The sequence below is a fragment of the Bradyrhizobium hereditatis genome (assembly GCF_020329435.1).
Classification (GTDB): domain Bacteria; phylum Pseudomonadota; class Alphaproteobacteria; order Rhizobiales; family Xanthobacteraceae; genus Bradyrhizobium; species Bradyrhizobium hereditatis.
The window spans coordinates 164,380-182,930 of the sequence record NZ_JAGKJK010000007.1; the positions used below are offsets into that span (position 1 = coordinate 164,380).

Below are 18,551 nucleotides of genomic sequence, written 5' to 3' on the forward strand. Positions count from 1 at the left end.
AATTGAGGTGTTAGAGGCCATCGGGTAGGGAGGATGTTGGTTCTGTACGCCAGAACAGATTGACTTTTTTCACACGCAGGACTATGGGTGCACATAACAGAACGAGTTCTGAAATGCGAGACAATGGAAGGCCACCAACGCTGGCCGCTGACTTGCGCGAGGTGATGATCCGCTTCGGCGCATTCATCGCAGCCAAAAGCATGAACTTCCAGGTACGCGACGCGAGTTCGTTGCGGTCGTGGGCCCAACCGGTTGCGGCAAGTCCACCATCCTGAACACTGTCACAGGTCTCTTCAAACACTCGTCGGAGACGTTCAGATCTTCCGCAAGCCGCTCACGGGACTCAATGATCGGTCCGGCTACATGCTCCAACAGGCGGGCCTAATGCCGTGGAAGATCGCGCAGGACAACATTGGGCTCCGGCTCGTTCTTCAGGGCAAGTCAGTCGAGGAGGCGTGCGCCGAGGCTCGGTTCGGCCCGACGGGGTTTGAGCAGCGTTATCCGCATCAGCTATCAAGGCGGCAACGCAAGTGCGCGGCGATGCAGACGCTCATCACGGAGCCGAGAATTGTTCTTCTGGACGAGACCTTCTCGGCGCTCGACGTTCACACGCGCCGGTTGATGCACCGCATCCTGCTTGATCTCTGGCAGGCCGAGCGCCGCTCCTTGATCTTCATCACCCATGATCTCGATGAGGCGATCACGCTGGCTGACCAAGTCGGCGTGACGTCCGCGGGGACTGCAAGCGGGTGGTCGGCGAGGTCAGGATCTCGCTGCCTGATCGCCGGGACGTCTCCGCGCTGCAGACCACGGACGAGTTCGTCGCGCTCTATCGCGAAATCTGGTCGCCGCCTGGCGCTGAAGTGGAGAAGAGCTATGCCGACCGGAACTAAGCTCGTTGTCACGCAAGTCGCCATATTTGTTGATCTTGTCCCGATCTCGGAGCTCGGGGTGCGATCAGGTCTCATCGACGCCTTGTTTCCGGCGCCGTCGACCCTCGTCGGCAGGATGAGGAAGTGGACGTCGACGCCGGATTTCCGGGGCGATGTTGGCATAACGCTGGTCGAGACGATCCTGTCGACTTCAGCCAAAAACTTCACCAATCGCTTCGCCGAGCTTGCGGCCCAGCAACTGAAGTAGCGACCGCAGCGGCCGAAGATACCGCAAAGAAGGCTTCGTCGGATGTCCCTGCCGCTCACCGGTATCCGTGTCCTCGACCTTTCGAACGTATTGGCAGGCCCGTTCTGCGGCTACCATCTCGCGCGCCTCGGCTCGGAGGTTATCAAGATCGAAAACTCCAATGGAGGCGATCTCGCGCGGCGCCTTGGCGCAGATCCGCAAAGGGCAGAGCGCCTTCAGGGGCTCTCGTTCGTCGCCGTGAACGCCGGTAAGCAGTCGGTGGCGCTCGATCTGAAGTCTGAAGCGGGCAGAGAAGTGTTTTTCAGGCTGGTGTCCAAGGCCGACGTCCTTCTCGAAAACTTCCGGCCCAAGGTCATGGAGCGGCTTGGTCTCGGTTTTGACGCGTTGTGCAAGCGCAACCCGCGGCTCATCTATTGTGCGATCTCAGGCTTTGGGCAAAACGGTCCTTGGTCCGCCCGCCCGGCCTACGACCAGATCGTCCAGGGCCTTTCCGGCGCGATGAGTATAACCGGTGATGCAGCCACGGCTCCGCTGCGGACCGGCTTCCCGATCTCTGACACCATCGCCGGGCTAACGGCCGCCTTTGCCATCTCCGCCGCCCTCGTCGAGCAGCAGCAAATGGGCAGGGGCCGGTTCATCGACGTGTCGCTGCTCGAGGCGACAATCGCAGCCATGGGATGGGTGGTTTCCAATCACCTGAACGGCGGAGTCGAGCCGCGGCCGATGGGGAACGAGAATTTCACGGCCGCACCCTCCGGCACGTTCCGCACGGCGACCGGCCCGCTGAATATAGCCGCTAACGAGCAGAAACAGTACCGGACCCTTTGCGATCTGATCGGCCGGCCGGATCTGAAGACAGATCCGCGCTTCGCTAAGCGCGAAGCACGTAAAATGAACCGCGGGGCGCTTAGCGATGAGTTGAATGCGGCCTTGAGCTGCAGGCCTGCGGAGGAGTGGGAGGCACTGTTGAATGCCGCCGGCGTTCCCGCTGGCTGTGTGCTGACCGTTCCGCAAGTTTTGCGCGAGCCGCAGTTGCTGGAGCGCGGCTTTGTCGAGACGCTTGCGCTCGACAGGGCTGGCGAACCACCATTACGCATTACGCGCCCTGGTTTTCGGTTGGATGAGGCGTTTCCTGTCCCCGCACTCCCTCCGTCGCTCGGTGCGGACACAGAGCGATGGCTGGCTCGGCTCGGTTATACCTATCCGGAAATTGAGCACCTGATCGCAAGCGGTGCCGCCGGAACTGCACGTCAAGGAGGAGCGGATTCTCCGCGGGTCCGCCCGGCGACGGATGGAGCAGCGTGACGGGCAGGTAGTTGCGCCAAGCAAGCTTCGGCCGGACATAGCCTGACGAGATTGGAGAACAGAATGAGCGAAACGCAGCTGCGAGAGCAGGCCGCCCATTGGTGGCGGACCTCCATATGCGACATTGCGCCCGGGCGGATCGCCTATCGCGGATACACGATCGAGGAATTGATTGATCAGATTTCCTTCCCCGCAATGATCTGGTTGATGCTGCGCGGCGAGTTACCCACACCGGCGCAGGAGCGGCTGTTGCAGGCTGCACTGGTTGCATCAGTGGATCATGGCCCGCATGCACCTTCTATCGCCATCGCGCAGATGGCTGTCAGTTGTGGGCTGCCGCTCAATGGCGCGATGGCTTCCGCGATCAACACGCTCGGCGACCTGCATGGCGGAGCGGGGGAGCAGGCGATCGAGCTCTACGACGAGGTCCTACGACGGAGCGAGACCAAGGATATGGATGAGGCTGCCGCTGAGGCAATCGATCATTTCACCACCACGCGAAGCAAATATCTGCCCGGCTTCGGTCACCGGTTTCATCCCGTCGACCCGCGCGCTGACCCGCTGCTCGCACTAGTCGATGCCGCGGTCAGTGATGCTGCCGTCAGCGGTCGCTACGCCAGCGCTGCGCGCGCGATCGAGCGCGTCATGCGCGAGCGCAAAGGTAAGCTCATCCCGATGAACGTCGATGGAGCCACTGCAGTCATCTACGCGGAGCTGGGCTTTGCTCCACCCCTAGCCCGCGGCATCTTCTGCTTGTCACGCGCGGTAGGCATCCTGGCGCATGCATGGGAGCAGACCGGACGCAAGGACCGCAATAAAGGGCCAATGCCCAAGCAGTTCGCCTACAAATATCAGGGGCAGCCAAAGCGCAGCCTGAAAGAAGCGCCATGATCTACCTTGAGGGACTGCCCCAACTCATCCAAACCCGCGCCTTTCAGCCGTGCCGCCAAATTTCGCCGGCCCGGAGTCCGCTCCGATTGGACGGACGTCAACCGTGGAGGCAAGCCCGGCTGACTGCTTCATCGAGGAGCTGTCGTTCGATGCGTCTGGAAATCTTCATCTTGTCGATGTTCCCTTGGCCGCATCTTCAGCATTGCACCCGATAGCTTCTGATCCTTGATCATCGAATCGAGGTTGGCCGAATGGGTTGAAGATTGCGCTGATGGCCACGTTCTGGTCGCCGACTACATGAATGGGCTCATGCGAGCTTAATGCTGGTCGCGGCATAATCCATTACTCGGTCACCTGTATTCCGAGTCGTTCATGGGCGCAACGGCCTGTGTATCGCCTCAATCGTCGACATCTACTTTAACGATCAAGGTTACGAAGACTATGACTAAGATCTTATCGTCTGAATCGGTGAGCCGCTCAAAAAGGTTGTGATCCAGGCTGAGCGCATCGCAGCGCCGGGACCGATATTAAGCTGAAAAACGTTCGCCCTGCGACTTGGCGGGGTTGCGCGAGCCAACGCCGTGCCGCGGGCCACTGGTCACTAACGTCCGTAACACCCGCGCACTGGCGCATCTGGCTCAAGGCGCAGAGCCGCCGCTTAGTGCCCGCCAAAGCTTCGCCGGGTGATCGCGGCACGGATTTGATCTAATTTGATGCCATTACCTGCCCTAAGGCATCTGCTTAGTATCTATCAGACTCGTAGAAGGTGACGATTCGCTTCCGTGCGTTGAGCTGGCAAGTGTGCGACACGCTCTCCGATATGCTCACGATTGGCAAATCTCTGCGAGTCGCAAGAAGTTCATCAGTAGCACCTGCCCTTGTTGGGTAAGTATCGATTCCGGGTGGAACTGTACGCCATAGGTCGGGTGGGAGCGATGTGCGAGGGCCATGATCTCGCCCTCATCCGAACGCGCTGTTACCGTTAGTTGCAGTGCGCATGACTCATCGAGCTCAACAACAAGAGAATGGTAGCGGCCAACGCAAAGTGGGAGGGGAGGTCCTTGAACAGTCCGCGGCCGTCATGGGTGACGTATGAGGACCGGCCGTGCATCGGACGACGGGCACGCGCGACGCGTCCGCCGAACACGCTCCCAATACACTGATGTCCGAGGCAGATGCCGAGAATTGGGAGATGACCTGACAGCTCGCGGATTACGGTTGTCGACAGTCCGGCCTCCATTGGCGTGCAGGGACCGGGGGAGAGGACCAGGGCGTGCGGCTTGAGGCAGGCAAGATCGCTGACGCTGACGACGTCATTCCGGATCACTGCCGTTGCGGCACCCAGCTGGCGAAAATAGCGGGCAATGTTGAAGACAAAGGAGTCGTAGTTGTCGATGATGACAATCAAGATGCACCAGGTGTGTCAGCACGAAACGCGTCAAATATGCGCTGCGCCTTGGCGAGCGTCTCCTCGTATTCGGCCTCTGGATCCGACATGGCCGTGATCCCGCTCCCTGCATGAAATAGAGCCAAGTCATCGTCGATCGTGACCGTGCGGATCGCGATATTTGTATCCATGTGCCCGTTGAAGCCGATAAAGCCGATCGCCCCGCAATAGACCTCTCGCGCCAACCGCTCGATCTCTGCAATGATCTCCATCGATCGCACCTTGGGCGCCCCGGTGATGGAGCCGCCGGGAAAGCAAGCTCGCAATAAGGTGACGGCGTCTTCAGCTACGGCAAGTTCACCCGTCACGGTGGACACGAGGTGGTGCACTGAGGCATAGGATTCCAGGGCACACAGCGCTGGAACCTCGACCGAGTGCGGCGTGCAAACGCGTGACAGATCGTTGCGCAGGAGGTCGACGATCATGGTGTTCTCGGCACGGTCCTTTTCGGACGCGAGGAGGAGTTCAGCGCGGCGCCGGTCGTCTTCGGAATCAGCGGAGCGCGCGATCGTGCCCTTGATCGGCCGCGTTTCGACCTGCCGTCCATCAAGCTTGAGGAATCGTTCCGGCGAGCTCGAGGCAATGGTCAGCTTGCCGTACCGCAGGAGGGCTGCAAAGGGAGCCGGGTTCAATGACCGCAACTGGCAATAGAAGGCCAGCGGATCAAATGAGCTCGATAAGCGGGCGCTGAAGCGCTGCGCAATGTTCGCTTGGAAGACGTCGCCAGCCAGAATCAAGTCGATGACGCGCTGCACCGCCGCAATGTAGCCCTCACGGCTGAAGTTAGAATGCCATGCGCCCGCTGTGGCGGGGAAGTCATTCCGCGGCGTCCTTGGGCGGTCGAGCAGCGCTGCAAACTCATCGGCCCGACGACGTGCACGCTCGCGCCGTCGTGCGGGATCCTGCTCCGGCCATCCGGTCGAGACGATCCAGCATCTGTCGTCACGGTGGTCGAAGCTGATGACCACGTCATAGAAATGCAGGATAGATTGCGGAAACCTCTGACCGGAGATTGCCGGCGCGGGCAGTCGCTCCAGTGTCCTGTTCAGATCATAAGCAAAGAAGCCGGCCGCACCGCCCTGGAACGGCGGCAGATCAGGACGATGCTCTTCTGGGCACCTCGCGAGCAGGGTGCGAAGAGCTCGCCACGGATCGCCCGCGAGAGCCTCTGTGTTGTAACTCGCCTGTCCGTCCGTGACCGTATAGGTGCTGAACGGCTCGCAGCTCAGATAGGAATAGCGCCCAAGCAGCTCATGCGTTGCCGCGCTGTCAAGAAACGTCAGGTGCGCTCGATGCGCGAGACAGCGCATCGCGGTGACAGGCTCAATCCACCGCAGTTCGCGGACGTGCATCGCCTTGTCAGTCACCGACAACGGGCGTGCTGGTGGGACGCGCTGCGATTGCGAATCCCACCCTCGTCTGGCACCCACAAGCTTTTGAGACCGATTGCCAGATTAACCCCCGCCAGTTGACCCGAAGCGCTCACTAACTTCGCTTATCGCTGCCGTCGAGGCGAACCGCGCATCGGCTGATACATTATAGTCGGCCGCGAACCGTAGCTCCCGAAGGGGGCGTACCCGCCTGATCGATTCCTGATACAGATCATGCGCTTTGTACGCCGCCAGCTCCGTCTCGTTGTCGAACTCACCATACACCACCACGTCGATCTCGTTACCGAGCTGGTCGGTCTTGCAATTGCGCGCAATCTCGAGCCGACGTGCATGCGGGATTGTGGTGAGAACCGATAGGCCTTCGATGATTTGCTCGATATGGGCCTGATCCTTGGCGCTGAACAAGACGATGTGACGAATCATGGGTGGCCTTAAGGAGTGATGTCGCAAGGAGGTCGCTTTACTATCTTGGGACCGACCCCGCTGCAACGGGGCCGCAGCCGCAAGCCGCGTCGCGCGGCAAAAAGGTCGGAGGTTTGGCGCTCTTGCGCTTTGCCCCGGGGTTTGCAACGGACCTCGCCAGATCTCGTTCGCGGTCATGACGAGGGAAGGGCAAGGCGCTCAATGGTTTGAATGTGGCGCGCGAGCAGACTACAGGCTTGATCGACGTTGCGCGCCCGCAGGGCTTGCAAAATCAGGCGGTGATCCTGATTGGACCGCGGTCGCCAGCCGCTACTGCGCGCCATCGCGAACACGAGTCGTGAATTTGCAAGCTGTAGTCCGTCAAGGCTCGCGAGCAGGCGCGGCATCGCGCAGGGCGCCACCAGCGCGTGGTGAAAAGCGCGGTTGGCCATTTCAAACTCCTGAATGGTCTGGGCGGCGTCTCCTTCAATCAGAGCGAGCTCGATCCGTGCCAAATGGCTAGAGGTGAGCTTTGGCGCCGCATTGCGCAACGCGACCACTTCGAGCGCGGCGCGCATCTCGGCGATCTCCTTCACGGAATTGATATTAAGTGGGGCAACTCGCACACCGCGACGGGGCACGGCGACGACAAGATGTTGGGCCTGAAGTTGCCGAAAGGCCTCGCGCACCGGGACGTGGCTCGAATTGAATTCTCGCGCAATATGGTCCTGCCGGAGTGGGGCGTCCGGCTGCAGCTCGCCGCTGATGATGCGCTCGCCGATTGCCTCTGCGATGCGCCCCGCGGTCGTCGTATTCTCGTCGTCAGTCATTATAGATTATCTATCATAAACGTTTGCACTCGGGAAGCAGGCGAGTGCCCGGCCATGCGCAATGGCCAGGCGTCAAGATCTAAGAGGTGCCCTCATTTTGCGGCATTTCTCCAAACTTTGGCTGATTTCGCGGTCTTTACGCGCCAACACACTTTACACCATTGCGTTGAGCGCTAATTGGGGCGCCTGCACGCCGCTCCAAGAGTTCTTGAAGGTCATCTCCTGAACGTCCAAGTACTGTTGCCGTGAGCAGTTGTCATAGATTATAGCTTCCATTATCTACGGTAATCGCTGATGGGAAAGCAAATCTTAATGGTTGGTGGAGCGGGAGCGCAACGGAACGAAGGCGGCAACAACGCGCCGGTTCGCAGTAACTGGGAGCGCGCCGAGGCCGAAGCACTTTATGGCCTGCCGTTTGCCGACCTGATGTTTCGGGCGCAGAGCGTTCATCGCGAGAACTTCGATCCAAATCACGTCGAAACCGCAAGCCTGCTCAGCATCAAGACCGGCGGCTGTCCCGAAGACTGCGGCTACTGCGCCCAGAGCGCGTATTATGACACTGGCCTGAAAGCCAGCCGCCTCAAGGCTCGCGCCGATGTGGTCGCCACCGCCCAGCGCGCCAAGGAGGCCGGCGCGAGCCGCTTCTGCATGGCCGCCGCCTGGCGCAGTCCAAAAGACCGTGATCTCGATCAGGTCTGCGAGATGGTTAGCGCGGTCAAGGCTCTAGGCATGGAGACCTGCGTCACGCTTGGCATGCTGACGTTGAGGCAGGCCGCGCGGCTCGCTGAGGCCGGGCTCGACTTCTACAATCACAACGTCGACACCTCGCCGGAGTTCTACGGCAGAGTCATCACCACTCGCACCTTGCAAGACCGCATCGACACTGGCGCAGGTGCGCAAGGCCGGCATCAAGGTGTGCAGCGGCGGCATCATCGGCATGGGCGAGTGCGTCGAGGACCGACTCGGCATGCTTGTGCTGCTCGCCAATCTCCAAAAGCATCCGGAAAGCGTGCCGATCAACCTCTGGAACGAGGTCAAGGGAGTACCGGTCTACGCCACCGCCGAGCGCCCCGATCCGATCACGCACGTGCGCCTGGTGGCGACGGCCCGGATCATGATGCCCAAGAGCGTGGTGCGGTTGTCCGCCGGACGGCAATACATGACCGATGAACTACAGGCGCTGTGTTTTTTGGCCGGCGCGAATTCAATCTTCATTGGCGATGTGCTGTTGACCACCGAAAACCCGAAAGCCGACCGGGATGCCAATTTGCTGAACCGGCTCGGTATCACGTCCGGGCTTGCCTGAGTAAAGCAGACCAGCGGCGAGCACCCCCCGCGGAAACTTCAGTCTAGGTGAACAATGCAGATTACTTTGATGAAAGGTAAAATCCATCGCGCGTCGGTAACCGAAGCCGATCTACACTACGACGGCTCGATATCGATCGATCGTACGCTGCTGGATGCGGCGGGATTTTTGATAAACGAACGCGTTGAAATCTATAATATCGAAACCGGAGCACGCTTTGCTACTTATGTGATCGAGGCGCCCAAGGGCTCTGGCACGATAAGCCTCAACGGTGCGGCCGCTCGAATCGCGATGCCCGGAGAGAAAATCATCATCGTTGCATATGCCTCCTTCGATGAGGCGGAAGCGAAAATCTTCAGACCACGCGTTGTTCTGGTTGATCAAGAAAATCGCATCTTACCAGGTTGAAAACATGAAGGCCGATGGATGAAGCCTTCTTGGCTGCCAATGGAATATCTGCGCGTAAATGCGACGTGGGAGTGAAGGATGAGCTCGACCCATGCGGCCAAAATGAGAAATTTTGCCACGGCCCTGCATGCCTTAAAAGAGGACGACCGGCTGCGCTGCCTCAAGCCGCGCGCTGGCGTCGACTTTTCTTCGAACGATTATCTTGCGCTGGCGAGCGCGCCTCGTATGAAAATGGCCGTCGTGGCCGCGCTCGAAGCCGGCACCCCAGTAGGAGCCGGCGGCTCGCGGCTCTTACGCGGCAATTGCGAGGAACACGAAAGTCTGGAAGCAGATGCAGCTCAGTTCTTTGGGGCGAAGACGGCCCTTTTCTTTAGCGGCGGCTACTTTGCAAATTTTGCCGTCCTGACAACGCTGCCGCAGCGGGGCGATCTGCTCGTTCTCGATTCTCTTGTGCACGCGAGCATTCATGAAGGCGCGCGCGCTGGCCGGGCGCAGTTTCGGATAAGCGATCACAACGACGCCCAGTCGGTCGAAGACAAAATTCGTGACTGGCGGGTCAAGGGCGGAACGGGCCGGGTCTGGATCGTGGCCGAAAGTCTCTACAGCATGGATGGCGATTTCGCACCACTTAAAGATTTGGTCGCGATCGCGGACCGGCACGACGCCTTCCTGATCGTGGATGAGGCCCATGCCACAGGCGTCTACGGCAGGCAGGGACGGGGGCTCACCGCGCCGTACGAGGGGAGCGAAAATCTCCTGGTCGTTCATACCTGCGGCAAGGCGCTGGGCGCTGCCGGTGCGCTCGTCACTTGCACACGCGTGCTGCGCGACTTCTTGGTCAATCGTTGTCGCCCGTTTATCTTCGCCACCGCTCCCCCACCGTTGATGGCTGTCGCCGTGCGGGAAGCACTCTCAATTCTGCAGGAGGAACCTGAGCGTCAGCAGCGTCTGGCCAAGCTGGTCGCCTTCACGCATCGGGAGATTCGTTTGCGCGGTCTGCGCAGTCCTTCGGACTCGCAGATCGTGCCCTACATCACTGGCGACAACGCCCATACGATGCGGCTCGCCTCTGCACTGCAGGCGCGCGGCTTCGACATACGTGGAATCCGGCCGCCAACCGTGCCGGCGGGAACGGCACGATTGCGAATTTCACTCACGCTTAACGTCAGGGAAGGTGATGTATCCGAGATGCTTGATGCGTTGGTCGAAGAGACGTGGGGCGATTCGCGATGACTCAGCGGATCGTGGTGACAGGCACAGATACCGGGATTGGGAAATCGGTCTTTTCCGCAGGGCTCGCCAATCTCCTCGGCGCAAACTATTGGAAACCGATTCAGGCCGGCCTTGAAGGAGAGACTGATAGCGAGCTCGTGGCGCGGCTGGGCAGTCTCTCACCCGATCGCATCGTGCCGGAGCTTTACCGGCTTCGAACGCCCGCTTCGCCCCATTACTCAGCCGAAATCGACGGAGTTCGCATCGACGCAGATGCGATTGATGTGCCGGACAGCGCGGAGCGCCCGCTCGTGATCGAGGGCGCCGGCGGGCTAATGGTCCCGCTGAGTGGCGGCACACTTTTTGTCGACGTCTTCGAGCGCTGGCGGCTTCCCGTGGTGCTTTGCGCAAGAACGCGACTTGGCACCATCAATCACGCGCTGCTGTCGATAGAGGCTCTGCGAAAGCGCCAGATCAGCATTCTCGGAATTGCATTCATTGGCGAACGAAATTTTGAGCCGGAGAGGGCAATTTGCGAAATTGGACGCGTGCGTTGGTTGGGGCGATTGCCTTGGCTTTCTCCTCTCACGGCAAACGCGCTGCAGGCGGTCTTCAAAGACTCGTTTGTCCCTTGGGACTTCAAACCATGATCAAGACGAAGTCGCCGATCTGGCATCCTTTCACGCAGCACGCGCTTCAGGATGAAATGATCAAGATCGTGCGTGGTGACGGCGCTTATCTCCACACCGCGGACGGTCGCCGTATCATAGATGCAATCTCATCTTGGTGGGTCGTGACCCATGGTCATTGCCATCCACATATCGTGCGCGCGATTCAGAAGCAGGCAGGCAAGCTCAACCAGATGATCTTCGCCGGCTACACCCATGATCCAGCTGAAGAGGTTGCTGCGCTAGTTTTGAAACTCGCGCCTCGCGGCCTCGACCATGTCTTCTTTTCCGATAGTGGCTCAGCCAGTGTGGAAGTAGCTTTAAAAATGGCACTCGGTTATTGGCATAACATCGGCAAGCAGCGAATACGCATTGTCGTGATGCAACATTCCTATCACGGCGACACGGTTGGGGCCATGTCGGTAGGTGCTAGAAGCGTGTTCAACGCGGCGTACGGGCCCCTTCTATTCGAGGTTACCTCAATCCCGTTCCCCGCGAGAGGTCGTGAGCAGGTGACGCTTGATGCGCTCGAGTCCGTTTGTCGAAACGAAATTCCGGCCGCCTTTATTGTGGAGCCTCTGGTATTGGGTGCGGGCGGAATGCTGATGTACCCAGCCTGGGTGCTAAAAGAGATGAAGCGAATCTGCGAAGCATCCGAGGTTCTGTTCATAGCCGATGAGGTCATGACGGGCTGGGGCCGTACCGGAACCTTATTCGCCTGCGAGCAGGCCAATGTGACGCCCGATATTGCCTGCTATTCAAAGGGCCTCACGGGAGGAGCGCTTCCGCTCGCGGTAACAATCTGCCGCGCGGATATTTTTGATGCGCATTATTCGAAGGACCGTACACGTACGTTCTTTCATTCGAGTTCATATACCGCCAATCCAATTGCCTGCGCCGCCGCAAAGGCCAACCTGGATCTCTGGCAAAGTCAGGAACCTCGCCAGCTCGTGGCGTCGGTTGCCGCCATGCAAGAGCGGGCCATTGAGCCATTCCGCGCCGACCCGCGCTTTGCAAACGTCCGTCGGGCGGGCACCATCACAGCACTCGATCTGCAAACGAGCGATGCCGGCTATCTCGCTAGCACCGGACCGAAGCTTCAGGCCTTCTTTAAAGACCGAAATCTGTTGCTGCGTCCGCTCGGCAATACGATCTATGTGATGCCGCCTTACTGCGTCACGGCGACAGATCTTGACCAAATCTATGCCGCCATCAGGGATTCTGCTGATGCGCTGGCTTGAGGATGCGCTTGGTGCGTGTAGCCACTAGGAGCTTTTAACCGTTTCGGCGCTTGGCCGATCGTTATCTAGCTGAATATCAATCTACAGCAAGCTTTAGAACCGATCTGAGAGAGTGTTGCTGATACACCAGATACCAAACGCACCTGTAGATGGCGTGAATTCTGCTAGTGTTGCTGGTAGCGCTCCCACAGGGTGTACGGCAGCGCGACCCAAAGACGCTCCCCATGAGGAAAGCGCGGCTGAGAAGTTCTTATTCGATGGTCCGCGGTCAAAACGTCTCCGCACGTTCTTGTGAGGAACGCGAACACCTCGGCTCCCCAAGGCAGCCGCAATATCTACATCTTACCCAGCCCACAGTGCCCATGCATTTCGAGCAGCAGAACGTAAATATCGAATTGCCGCCCTTTGACAGCGCAAAAGGATGAGGCGGCAGTCACGAGATCGGGCGAGCGCTGCCACACGCCCCCTCAGTTCGGGTAGTTGAAATTCGTCGAAGGAAGTCGTTCGATCGCAGGATTTAACCGCCGACGCGACGCTCATTGCATTAATCAAGACGAATACATTCGTTACAAATTGGAAATCTCAGCGAAGCACTCCGATTGAGCGGTCGCTTCACCAAAGCGGCGCACATCAGGGTCAAACTCTTGCGCCCAGTGCCCGTACGCTACCGGGAGACTTGGCATCGCCGACGCGGCATTTCACGTGCGGGCGTCGTGCTGAGGCGAAGAAAGTGCAGGGGCTATCCACCTAACTCCGACAGGAGGCGAAATGCGCAACACCTCCCATATTTCCTACCACGGTCCAGTGAGGTGCTGTGCGATATGCGGCGGAAAGTTCGGGCTGATCCGCTACTACTGCTGGCGAACGGCCCTTTGTTCCATGAAATGCGTCGACCGCTTCAAGGCGCGGCGGGAGGCCGACCACAAATGGCTTCGCTGGTTGCGAGCGGCTTAATACGTGGCACCGAGACGCCGCGGGAGACGGGCTCGGGGCAGAAGTGCATTAGCGCAGTTGAAAAAGTCGTCATTAGAATTCGGTGTGACGCGTTAAAGAGTAGCATGGAAGTATCAAGTGACAGAGACGTCAGCAACAATCATCGACTTTACTGCTTACAGGATGAACAAGCGTGCTGCGGCTGACCTGTCGCGCGACGAAATTTGGTTGACCGCGCCGTATCCAGCAGTCGCATCCTTCTATTTCTTCTGGCCATTTCTGGCCTGGATCCCGTTTGGTTTGCTGGATCCGTCCGTGTCGGAACAGGAAACTTCGTGAGCAGTCCCCGGACGCGGCGCAAGGAGCTAGTGACCGGAGATGGATGCGCCACTGTTAACTTTGTGCGTAGGTCACCAATTTTGGAGACGAGATCGTTCTTGCCACCATTGACGGTTTTCTCTCGACTTCCATAGGACGCACTGACTGCAGGGATACGAGACAAGCGATCGATCGAGATCTAAAATAAGTCACAGTTAAGAGCAGCCTCCTTGAACGTGTCGCGATTCCAGTGCTGCAGCGGTGGATGGTGGAGGGACGTCGTGTCGCCTGGGCCACCGCGTACGACATTATACGGCACGCATGGCCGATACCATCGTCGAAGTATGGTCGGAGATAGTCGGCAACGTCGGCCTGGGATTCGGCAAGACAGCGTCTGTCGGCATGGCCTAGGGAATTATCACTTAGATGCGGCTGCCGCCCAGACAGGCAGACCCATGCCTTGCTTCTGGCGGAACGCCGGAGGACCATCTCGGTCTCACCCCCGGAGCGTTAATGTCATGCGTATATCCGAGGTGCAGGGAATGAAAGCCGACCAAACGACTGAGTGTGTGTGCTAAGATATACGTAGACTTGCACTGAATAGGTGTTTTCGTGGATGAGCAGTTTTTAAAGGACCGGGCCCAGATCATTCGCGATCTAGCGGACAAAGCAGACCCTTTCACTAGAAAAAGGCCGCTTGACCTAGCGGAACGGTATGACAGACGTATGAGACCGACGGTCTCAGATGACAAAGCGCGGCGAAACTAATTGGTCGTGGAAGTGTTCCGACCGATCTGGCGGCTCACCATTGATTGCACGTGGCAGATTTCGTGGTCGACATACATGAGCAACGCTCTGGAGTCCGCCTGAAGAGACCCGACCGCACCTTTTCTTGCTGAGTCGCTCGCCTGAAAGACGCGGAAGCGGCTTATTACATTACGAGGACGTCAATCGCCGGTCTTGCGGAGGCGTCCTCTTCTCGAAATTAGGATGGGTGACCGTGCGCCGGCATTTATCAACAACTGTTCGCCGAGGCTAATGACCCTGTATCTGCGCGAGAACCTACTCGCACCATGCGTTTTTGCGTTCAAAGCCCATTAAATCCTGCAAATCGATCTCTTGCCGGATACAGAAAAAAGGCCGCGCGAACGGTACGCGCGGCCAAGTCAGGGAGGAACGCCCCAAGGGGCCGCTGAAGGAGCATCGAGATGAGTAGATCGATCACTCATCGAGAACTCCAAGCTTGTGAGAGCATCAGTGCTACGAGATGCCTTTTTATTCGTCTCTAGTCGCGCGAAGTGATCGAATACTTGGGTTCTTGCGCGGTTTGGCGGTAATTTTTGTGCATGTCTCGCATCTTTTGTGCAAAGATGATCAACTGGACGCAGCGTGCAGCTCAACGTATCGATCGGTCTACTGCGATAAGCCCGGATACCTAGGGAGGTCACCGTTCCCTTCTTTGTTCAGGCGGGATGTCGTTTCGGCGACACTCATCACGGGTTTCGGTGATCTATTATAAGTCTGTACGTGACGTGCATTGCGAGTTCAGAATCGTGAGCAGCTACAGGCCGATGGGAATGTCAACGTAGCGCATCGATGGCTCGTCGGCGTCCGCCGGACCGAGCTGATTCGAGGCTGACAGGCAAGCCGCAAGCACTGCCGATGTGTGCTCCATGGCCTGCAACTGGCGAAGCGTCACGCGGATATGGCGCGGGCAAAAAAGGTCGTTTCGGAGTGCGACGGTGGACGGTTCAAGTCCGCAGACGACAGAATGGATGACATGCCGCTCGAAGGCCACGAGATCGGAATTGCCCGTAACTTTCAAGCAAGGGCCCGGAAGGTGATGCGGCAGTCATGCCTGGATGGCGTTTTTTGGCCTAGTTGGTTGCGGAACGGATGCAGGGGATAGATATGCGCGCAGGTGGGCAACCCTCGGGCATTGGGCATGGGTACGGCGATGCGACAGTAGTTTCGGCAAGATATGGGTGTGACTCGCGATACAGCACATAAGCGCGTGCAGAGTTGAAGGCGGGCGCCTACCGAGTTTCCTGGCGCGCTCAACACCGCGGAAATGGGCGTGCCTTTGCCGAGCTGATGCCGGGCGTGCCGCTGCTCGCCAACATGACCGTTTTTCGACAAGACGCCGCTTCCTGGCGGTGGGAGAATTCGAGGTAACTATTCAATGGTGATCTCACCGGTGTCTGCGCTGCGGTTGGCGAATAAGGCGCAGGAAGATGTGTAAGCTGCGATCGAGTCACCGCCGCACCCACAAGATTGTCGATCGAATCCAGACGTGCGCCAAATCTATGCCACGATCGGGCCGCACGACGACGAGGCACTAGATGCCTCCGTTCTCCAGACAATCGCTCCCGAGAACCGCACAAGCAATTATCGAGAGGTTGACGGAACAGTCCTCTTGCAGGTAATCGGAGATGTCGAGGTTCTCCGGATCAATCCGGAGCTAAGAGGGAAGCCGGTGCGATGCCGGCGCTGCCCCCGCAACTGTAAGCGGCGAGCCACTGTCCAATAGAAGTCACTGAAGCCACGCGGCTTTGGGAAGGCCGGATAGCGGCGACGACCCGCGAGCCAGGAGACCTGGCCCGACAACATATTCGTCCACGGGCGGGGTGTCCCGGTGGTGCGCCAAGCAGTTGCCGCTTCGGCGGCTTTTTCTGCACGCGTCCGCCATGGCCTTTGCTCCTAACATGGAGTTGAAGCTATGTCTCTTCTCTCGATTCCTGTCGCTACACTCGGCACGCCGCGCATCGGTCCGCGCCGCGAACTGAAACTCGCGCTCGAGAGCTATTGGGCCGGAAAGTCTGACGAAACGCAGCTTCTTGAGACTGCGGCTGCGCTTCGCGCCGCTAACTGGTCGCGGCAGAAATCGCTCGGCGTAACCGTTATTCCTTCAAACGACTTCTCGCTTTATGACCATGTGCTCGATACCAGCGTGATGGTCGGTGCCATTCCGGAAATTTACGGTTGGAGTGCAGGCCCTGTTTCGCTCAAGACCTACTTTGCGATGGCACGGGGCGCACAGCGCGATGACCATGATGCGAATTGCGGTCACGCCGAGCACGGCGCGGCAGCGCAGCAGATGACCAAATGGTTCGACACTAATTATCACTACATCGTGCCGGAATATCACAAGGACCAGACCTTCACGCTTTCCTCTCGCAAGCCGATCGAGGAGTATGAAGAAGCGAAAAGCCTGGGTTATCAGACGCGCCCGGTGCTGGTTGGTCCAGTCACCTTTCTCAAGCTCGGCAAGAGCGCCGATCCTGCATTCGATCCGCTGTTGCTACTCGATAGGCTGCTGCCGGTCTATGTAGATGTTCTCCGCGAACTCGCCTTAAGGGGCGCCGAGTGGGTGCAACTGGACGAGCCATGTTTGGTCCTGGACCTCGATGATGCCACACGCGACGCGCTGCGCCGGACCTACGCCCATCTGGCCAAGGAAGTTCCCGACATCAAGATCATGCTCGCTACCTATTTTGGAACGATCGGCGACAACCTGGAAACCGCTTTGACGTTGTCGGTCGCGGGCCTTCACATCGACCTGGTCCGCGCCCCGGAGCAGTTGAACGCGATCGTCACCGACGCTCGAAGGGATCTTGTCATCTCCCTCGGCGTCGTCGATGGCCGCAATGTCTGGCGTTCGAACCTTCCAGCGGTGCTCGATCGGCTCGAACTTGCGATCGCAAAGCTCGGCAAAGACCGCGTGCAGATTGCACCCTCATGCTCGCTGCTTCACGTCCCGATCGACCTCGAACTCGAGATGGATCTTGATCCCGATGTGAAAAGCTGGCTTGCTTTCTCCGTCCAGAAGATCGGAGAACTCGCAACGCTGGGGCGCGTGCTGGCTAAAGGTTGGGAGGAAGCGGCGGATGTACTTGAGGCCTCGGAAGGCGCGGCCATCGCGCGCGAAACGTCACCCAACGTTCACAATGCGAACGTCGCCAAGCGAATGGCTGCAATCGATGACAGCATGCGGCGTCGTCACAGTCCTTTCGCCCGGCGCGCCGAGGTTCAGCGCGCGCGGTTCGGATTGCCGACATTTCCCACGACGACGATCGGATCGTTCCCGCAGACGGTGGAGGTTCGCAACGCTCGCGCAGCCTATGCGCGGGGAAGGATGAGCGAAGCACAATACGAGCAGTTTCTCAAAGTGGAGACGGCGCGCGCGGTGCGCTGGCAGGAAGACATTGGTCTCGACGTTCTCGTGCATGGCGAGTTCGAGCGCAATGACATGGTGCAGTATTTCGGTGAGCGGCTGTCCGGCTTCGCATTCACCAAACATGGCTGGGTTCAGTCCTACGGCTCGCGTTATGTCCGGCCGCCCATCCTGTTTGGCGATGTCTCCCGGCCGAAGCCGATGGCGATGGAGTGGTGGCGCTTCGCGCAATCGCTGACCAAGAAGCCGCTGAAGGCGATGCTGACAGGGCCGGTGACGATCCTGAACTGGTCATTCGTCCGTGATGATATTCCACGGAGCGAAGCATGCCATCAGATCGCGCTAGCGATACGTGACGAGGTGATCGATCTGGAGAGGTCCGGCGCGATGATGATCCAGATTGACGAGGCTGCGCTCCGAGAAGGACTGCCGCTGCGCAAGTCACAATGGAAGACCTATCTCGGCTGGGCCGTAGACAGCTTCCGCATCTGCTCGTCGGGCGTGGCCGACGAGACCCAGATCCACACGCATATGTGTTATTCCGAGTTCAACGACATCATCGATGCGATCGCGGCAATGGATGCCGACGTCATTTCGATCGAGACGTCGCGGTCAAAAATGCAACTGCTTGATGCCTTCAAGAGCTACAAATATCCAAACGAGATCGGACCCGGCGTTTACGACATCCATTCGCCGCGCGTGCCGGACGTAGCCGAGATGAAAAACCTCATTGCGCTGGCGCGGCAGCGGCTTTCCGATGCGCAGCTCTGGATTAATCCCGACTGCGGCCTGAAAACGCGCCGATGGGAGGAGGTGCGTCCCGCGCTCATCAATATGGTCGCGGCTGCCCGTGAATTGCGGGCGGTGTCCTGATCCCGAGGCAGC

The 18,551-nt window shown here is 58.9% G+C and carries 16 protein-coding genes, 2 pseudogenes and 1 riboswitch; of the genes and pseudogenes, 12 read left to right on the forward strand and 6 right to left on the reverse strand.

Translation table 11 applies throughout. From position 1 onward, the window contains the following. Positions 1-10: 10 nt before the first annotated feature. On the reverse strand, positions 11-301 hold the full coding sequence (locus J6524_RS17990; protein ID WP_225673265.1) for a hypothetical protein: 291 nt from the start codon (positions 299-301) through the stop codon (positions 11-13). On the opposite strand from J6524_RS17990, the gene J6524_RS17995 reads away from it, so the two are divergent. Continuing rightward, positions 239-385, forward strand: a complete 147-nt coding sequence (locus J6524_RS17995) for a hypothetical protein (protein ID WP_225672882.1) — start codon at positions 239-241, stop codon at positions 383-385. The two genes, J6524_RS17990 and J6524_RS17995, sit on opposite strands and share 63 nt — an antisense overlap. 128 nt (positions 386-513) lie before the next feature. Here J6524_RS17995 and J6524_RS18000 read toward each other — a convergent pair whose 3' ends face one another. Next, positions 514-717, reverse strand: coding sequence for a hypothetical protein (locus tag J6524_RS18000; RefSeq protein WP_225672884.1), 204 nt, complete (start codon positions 715-717; stop codon positions 514-516). A gap of 32 nt (positions 718-749) precedes the next feature. Between J6524_RS18000 and J6524_RS18005 the strand changes: the two genes are divergently transcribed. From J6524_RS18005 to J6524_RS18020, 4 genes are all read left to right on the forward strand, one after another. Beyond that, on the forward strand, positions 750-893 hold the full coding sequence (locus J6524_RS18005; protein ID WP_225672886.1) for a hypothetical protein: 144 nt from the start codon (positions 750-752) through the stop codon (positions 891-893). Then, entirely contained in the window at positions 877-1,140 is a 264-nt protein-coding gene (locus tag J6524_RS18010; RefSeq protein WP_225672889.1) for a hypothetical protein, read from the forward strand. Before J6524_RS18005 ends, J6524_RS18010 begins: the two co-directional genes overlap by 17 nt. A 42-nt stretch (positions 1,141-1,182) precedes the next feature. Beyond that, the gene (locus tag J6524_RS18015; RefSeq protein ID WP_225672891.1) at positions 1,183-2,445 is read left to right on the forward strand and encodes a CaiB/BaiF CoA transferase family protein; all 1,263 of its coding nucleotides are present in this window, start codon (positions 1,183-1,185) and stop codon (positions 2,443-2,445) included. Between the two features lie 63 nt (positions 2,446-2,508). Next, a complete protein-coding gene (locus tag J6524_RS18020) occupies positions 2,509-3,336 on the forward strand; it encodes a citryl-CoA lyase (protein WP_225672893.1) in 828 nt (275 codons plus the stop codon). A gap of 824 nt (positions 3,337-4,160) precedes the next feature. Here J6524_RS18020 and J6524_RS18025 read toward each other — a convergent pair. From J6524_RS18025 to J6524_RS18040, 4 genes and pseudogenes are all read right to left on the reverse strand, one after another. Next, positions 4,161-4,744, reverse strand: a pseudogene (locus J6524_RS18025) (anthranilate synthase component II). Beyond that, on the reverse strand, positions 4,741-6,135 hold the full coding sequence (gene pabB / locus J6524_RS18030) for an aminodeoxychorismate synthase component I (protein WP_225673230.1): 1,395 nt from the start codon (positions 6,133-6,135) through the stop codon (positions 4,741-4,743). The pseudogene J6524_RS18025 and the gene pabB overlap by 4 nt, the downstream one beginning before the upstream one ends. Positions 6,136-6,237: 102 nt before the next feature. After that, positions 6,238-6,597, reverse strand: a complete 360-nt coding sequence (locus J6524_RS18035) for a Dabb family protein (protein WP_028348711.1) — start codon at positions 6,595-6,597, stop codon at positions 6,238-6,240. A gap of 173 nt (positions 6,598-6,770) precedes the next feature. Continuing rightward, entirely contained in the window at positions 6,771-7,406 is a 636-nt protein-coding gene (locus J6524_RS18040) for a GntR family transcriptional regulator (RefSeq protein WP_156908677.1), read from the reverse strand. A gap of 312 nt (positions 7,407-7,718) precedes the next feature. Between J6524_RS18040 and bioB the strand changes: the two are divergent. From bioB to metE, 7 genes and pseudogenes are all read left to right on the forward strand, one after another. After that, a pseudogene (gene bioB / locus J6524_RS18045) lies at positions 7,719-8,712 on the forward strand (biotin synthase BioB). Positions 8,713-8,766: 54 nt separating this feature from the next. Next, a complete protein-coding gene (gene panD, locus J6524_RS18050; RefSeq protein WP_065749189.1) occupies positions 8,767-9,120 on the forward strand; it encodes an aspartate 1-decarboxylase in 354 nt (117 codons plus the stop codon). Positions 9,121-9,198: 78 nt separating this feature from the next. Then, entirely contained in the window at positions 9,199-10,353 is a 1,155-nt protein-coding gene (locus tag J6524_RS18055) for an 8-amino-7-oxononanoate synthase (RefSeq protein ID WP_225672895.1), read from the forward strand. After that, entirely contained in the window at positions 10,350-10,982 is a 633-nt protein-coding gene (bioD, locus tag J6524_RS18060) for a dethiobiotin synthase (protein ID WP_225672896.1), read from the forward strand. The genes J6524_RS18055 and bioD overlap by 4 nt, the downstream gene beginning before the upstream one ends. After that, positions 10,979-12,241, forward strand: coding sequence for an adenosylmethionine--8-amino-7-oxononanoate transaminase (locus J6524_RS18065; protein ID WP_225672898.1), 1,263 nt, complete (start codon positions 10,979-10,981; stop codon positions 12,239-12,241). The genes bioD and J6524_RS18065 overlap by 4 nt, the downstream gene beginning before the upstream one ends. A gap of 1,071 nt (positions 12,242-13,312) precedes the next feature. Next, on the forward strand, positions 13,313-13,513 hold the full coding sequence (locus J6524_RS18070; protein ID WP_225672900.1) for a hypothetical protein: 201 nt from the start codon (positions 13,313-13,315) through the stop codon (positions 13,511-13,513). A 2,400-nt stretch (positions 13,514-15,913) separates the two neighbouring features. Further along, positions 15,914-16,109, forward strand: a riboswitch (cobalamin riboswitch). A gap of 102 nt (positions 16,110-16,211) precedes the next feature. Next, positions 16,212-18,539, forward strand: coding sequence for a 5-methyltetrahydropteroyltriglutamate--homocysteine S-methyltransferase (gene metE, locus J6524_RS18075; RefSeq protein ID WP_225672902.1), 2,328 nt, complete (start codon positions 16,212-16,214; stop codon positions 18,537-18,539). Positions 18,540-18,551 lie beyond the last annotated feature (12 nt).

Bases quoted from the DNA above. Each gene is read 5' to 3' on its own strand.
- J6524_RS18010 (WP_225672889.1), top strand. From the start codon at position 877: ATGCCGACCGGAACTAAGCTCGTTGTCACGCAAGTCGCCATATTTGTT.
- J6524_RS18015 (WP_225672891.1), top strand. From the start codon at position 1,183: ATGTCCCTGCCGCTCACCGGTATCCGTGTCCTCGACCTTTCGAACGTA.
- J6524_RS18020 (WP_225672893.1), top strand. From the start codon at position 2,509: ATGAGCGAAACGCAGCTGCGAGAGCAGGCCGCCCATTGGTGGCGGACC.
- pabB (WP_225673230.1), bottom strand. From the start codon at position 6,135: ATGCACGTCCGCGAACTGCGGTGGATTGAGCCTGTCACCGCGATGCGC.
- J6524_RS18035 (WP_028348711.1), bottom strand. From the start codon at position 6,597: ATGATTCGTCACATCGTCTTGTTCAGCGCCAAGGATCAGGCCCATATC.
- J6524_RS18040 (WP_156908677.1), bottom strand. From the start codon at position 7,406: ATGACTGACGACGAGAATACGACGACCGCGGGGCGCATCGCAGAGGCA.
- panD (WP_065749189.1), top strand. From the start codon at position 8,767: ATGCAGATTACTTTGATGAAAGGTAAAATCCATCGCGCGTCGGTAACC.
- J6524_RS18055 (WP_225672895.1), top strand. From the start codon at position 9,199: ATGAGCTCGACCCATGCGGCCAAAATGAGAAATTTTGCCACGGCCCTG.
- bioD (WP_225672896.1), top strand. From the start codon at position 10,350: ATGACTCAGCGGATCGTGGTGACAGGCACAGATACCGGGATTGGGAAA.
- J6524_RS18065 (WP_225672898.1), top strand. From the start codon at position 10,979: ATGATCAAGACGAAGTCGCCGATCTGGCATCCTTTCACGCAGCACGCG.
- metE (WP_225672902.1), top strand. From the start codon at position 16,212: ATGTCTCTTCTCTCGATTCCTGTCGCTACACTCGGCACGCCGCGCATC.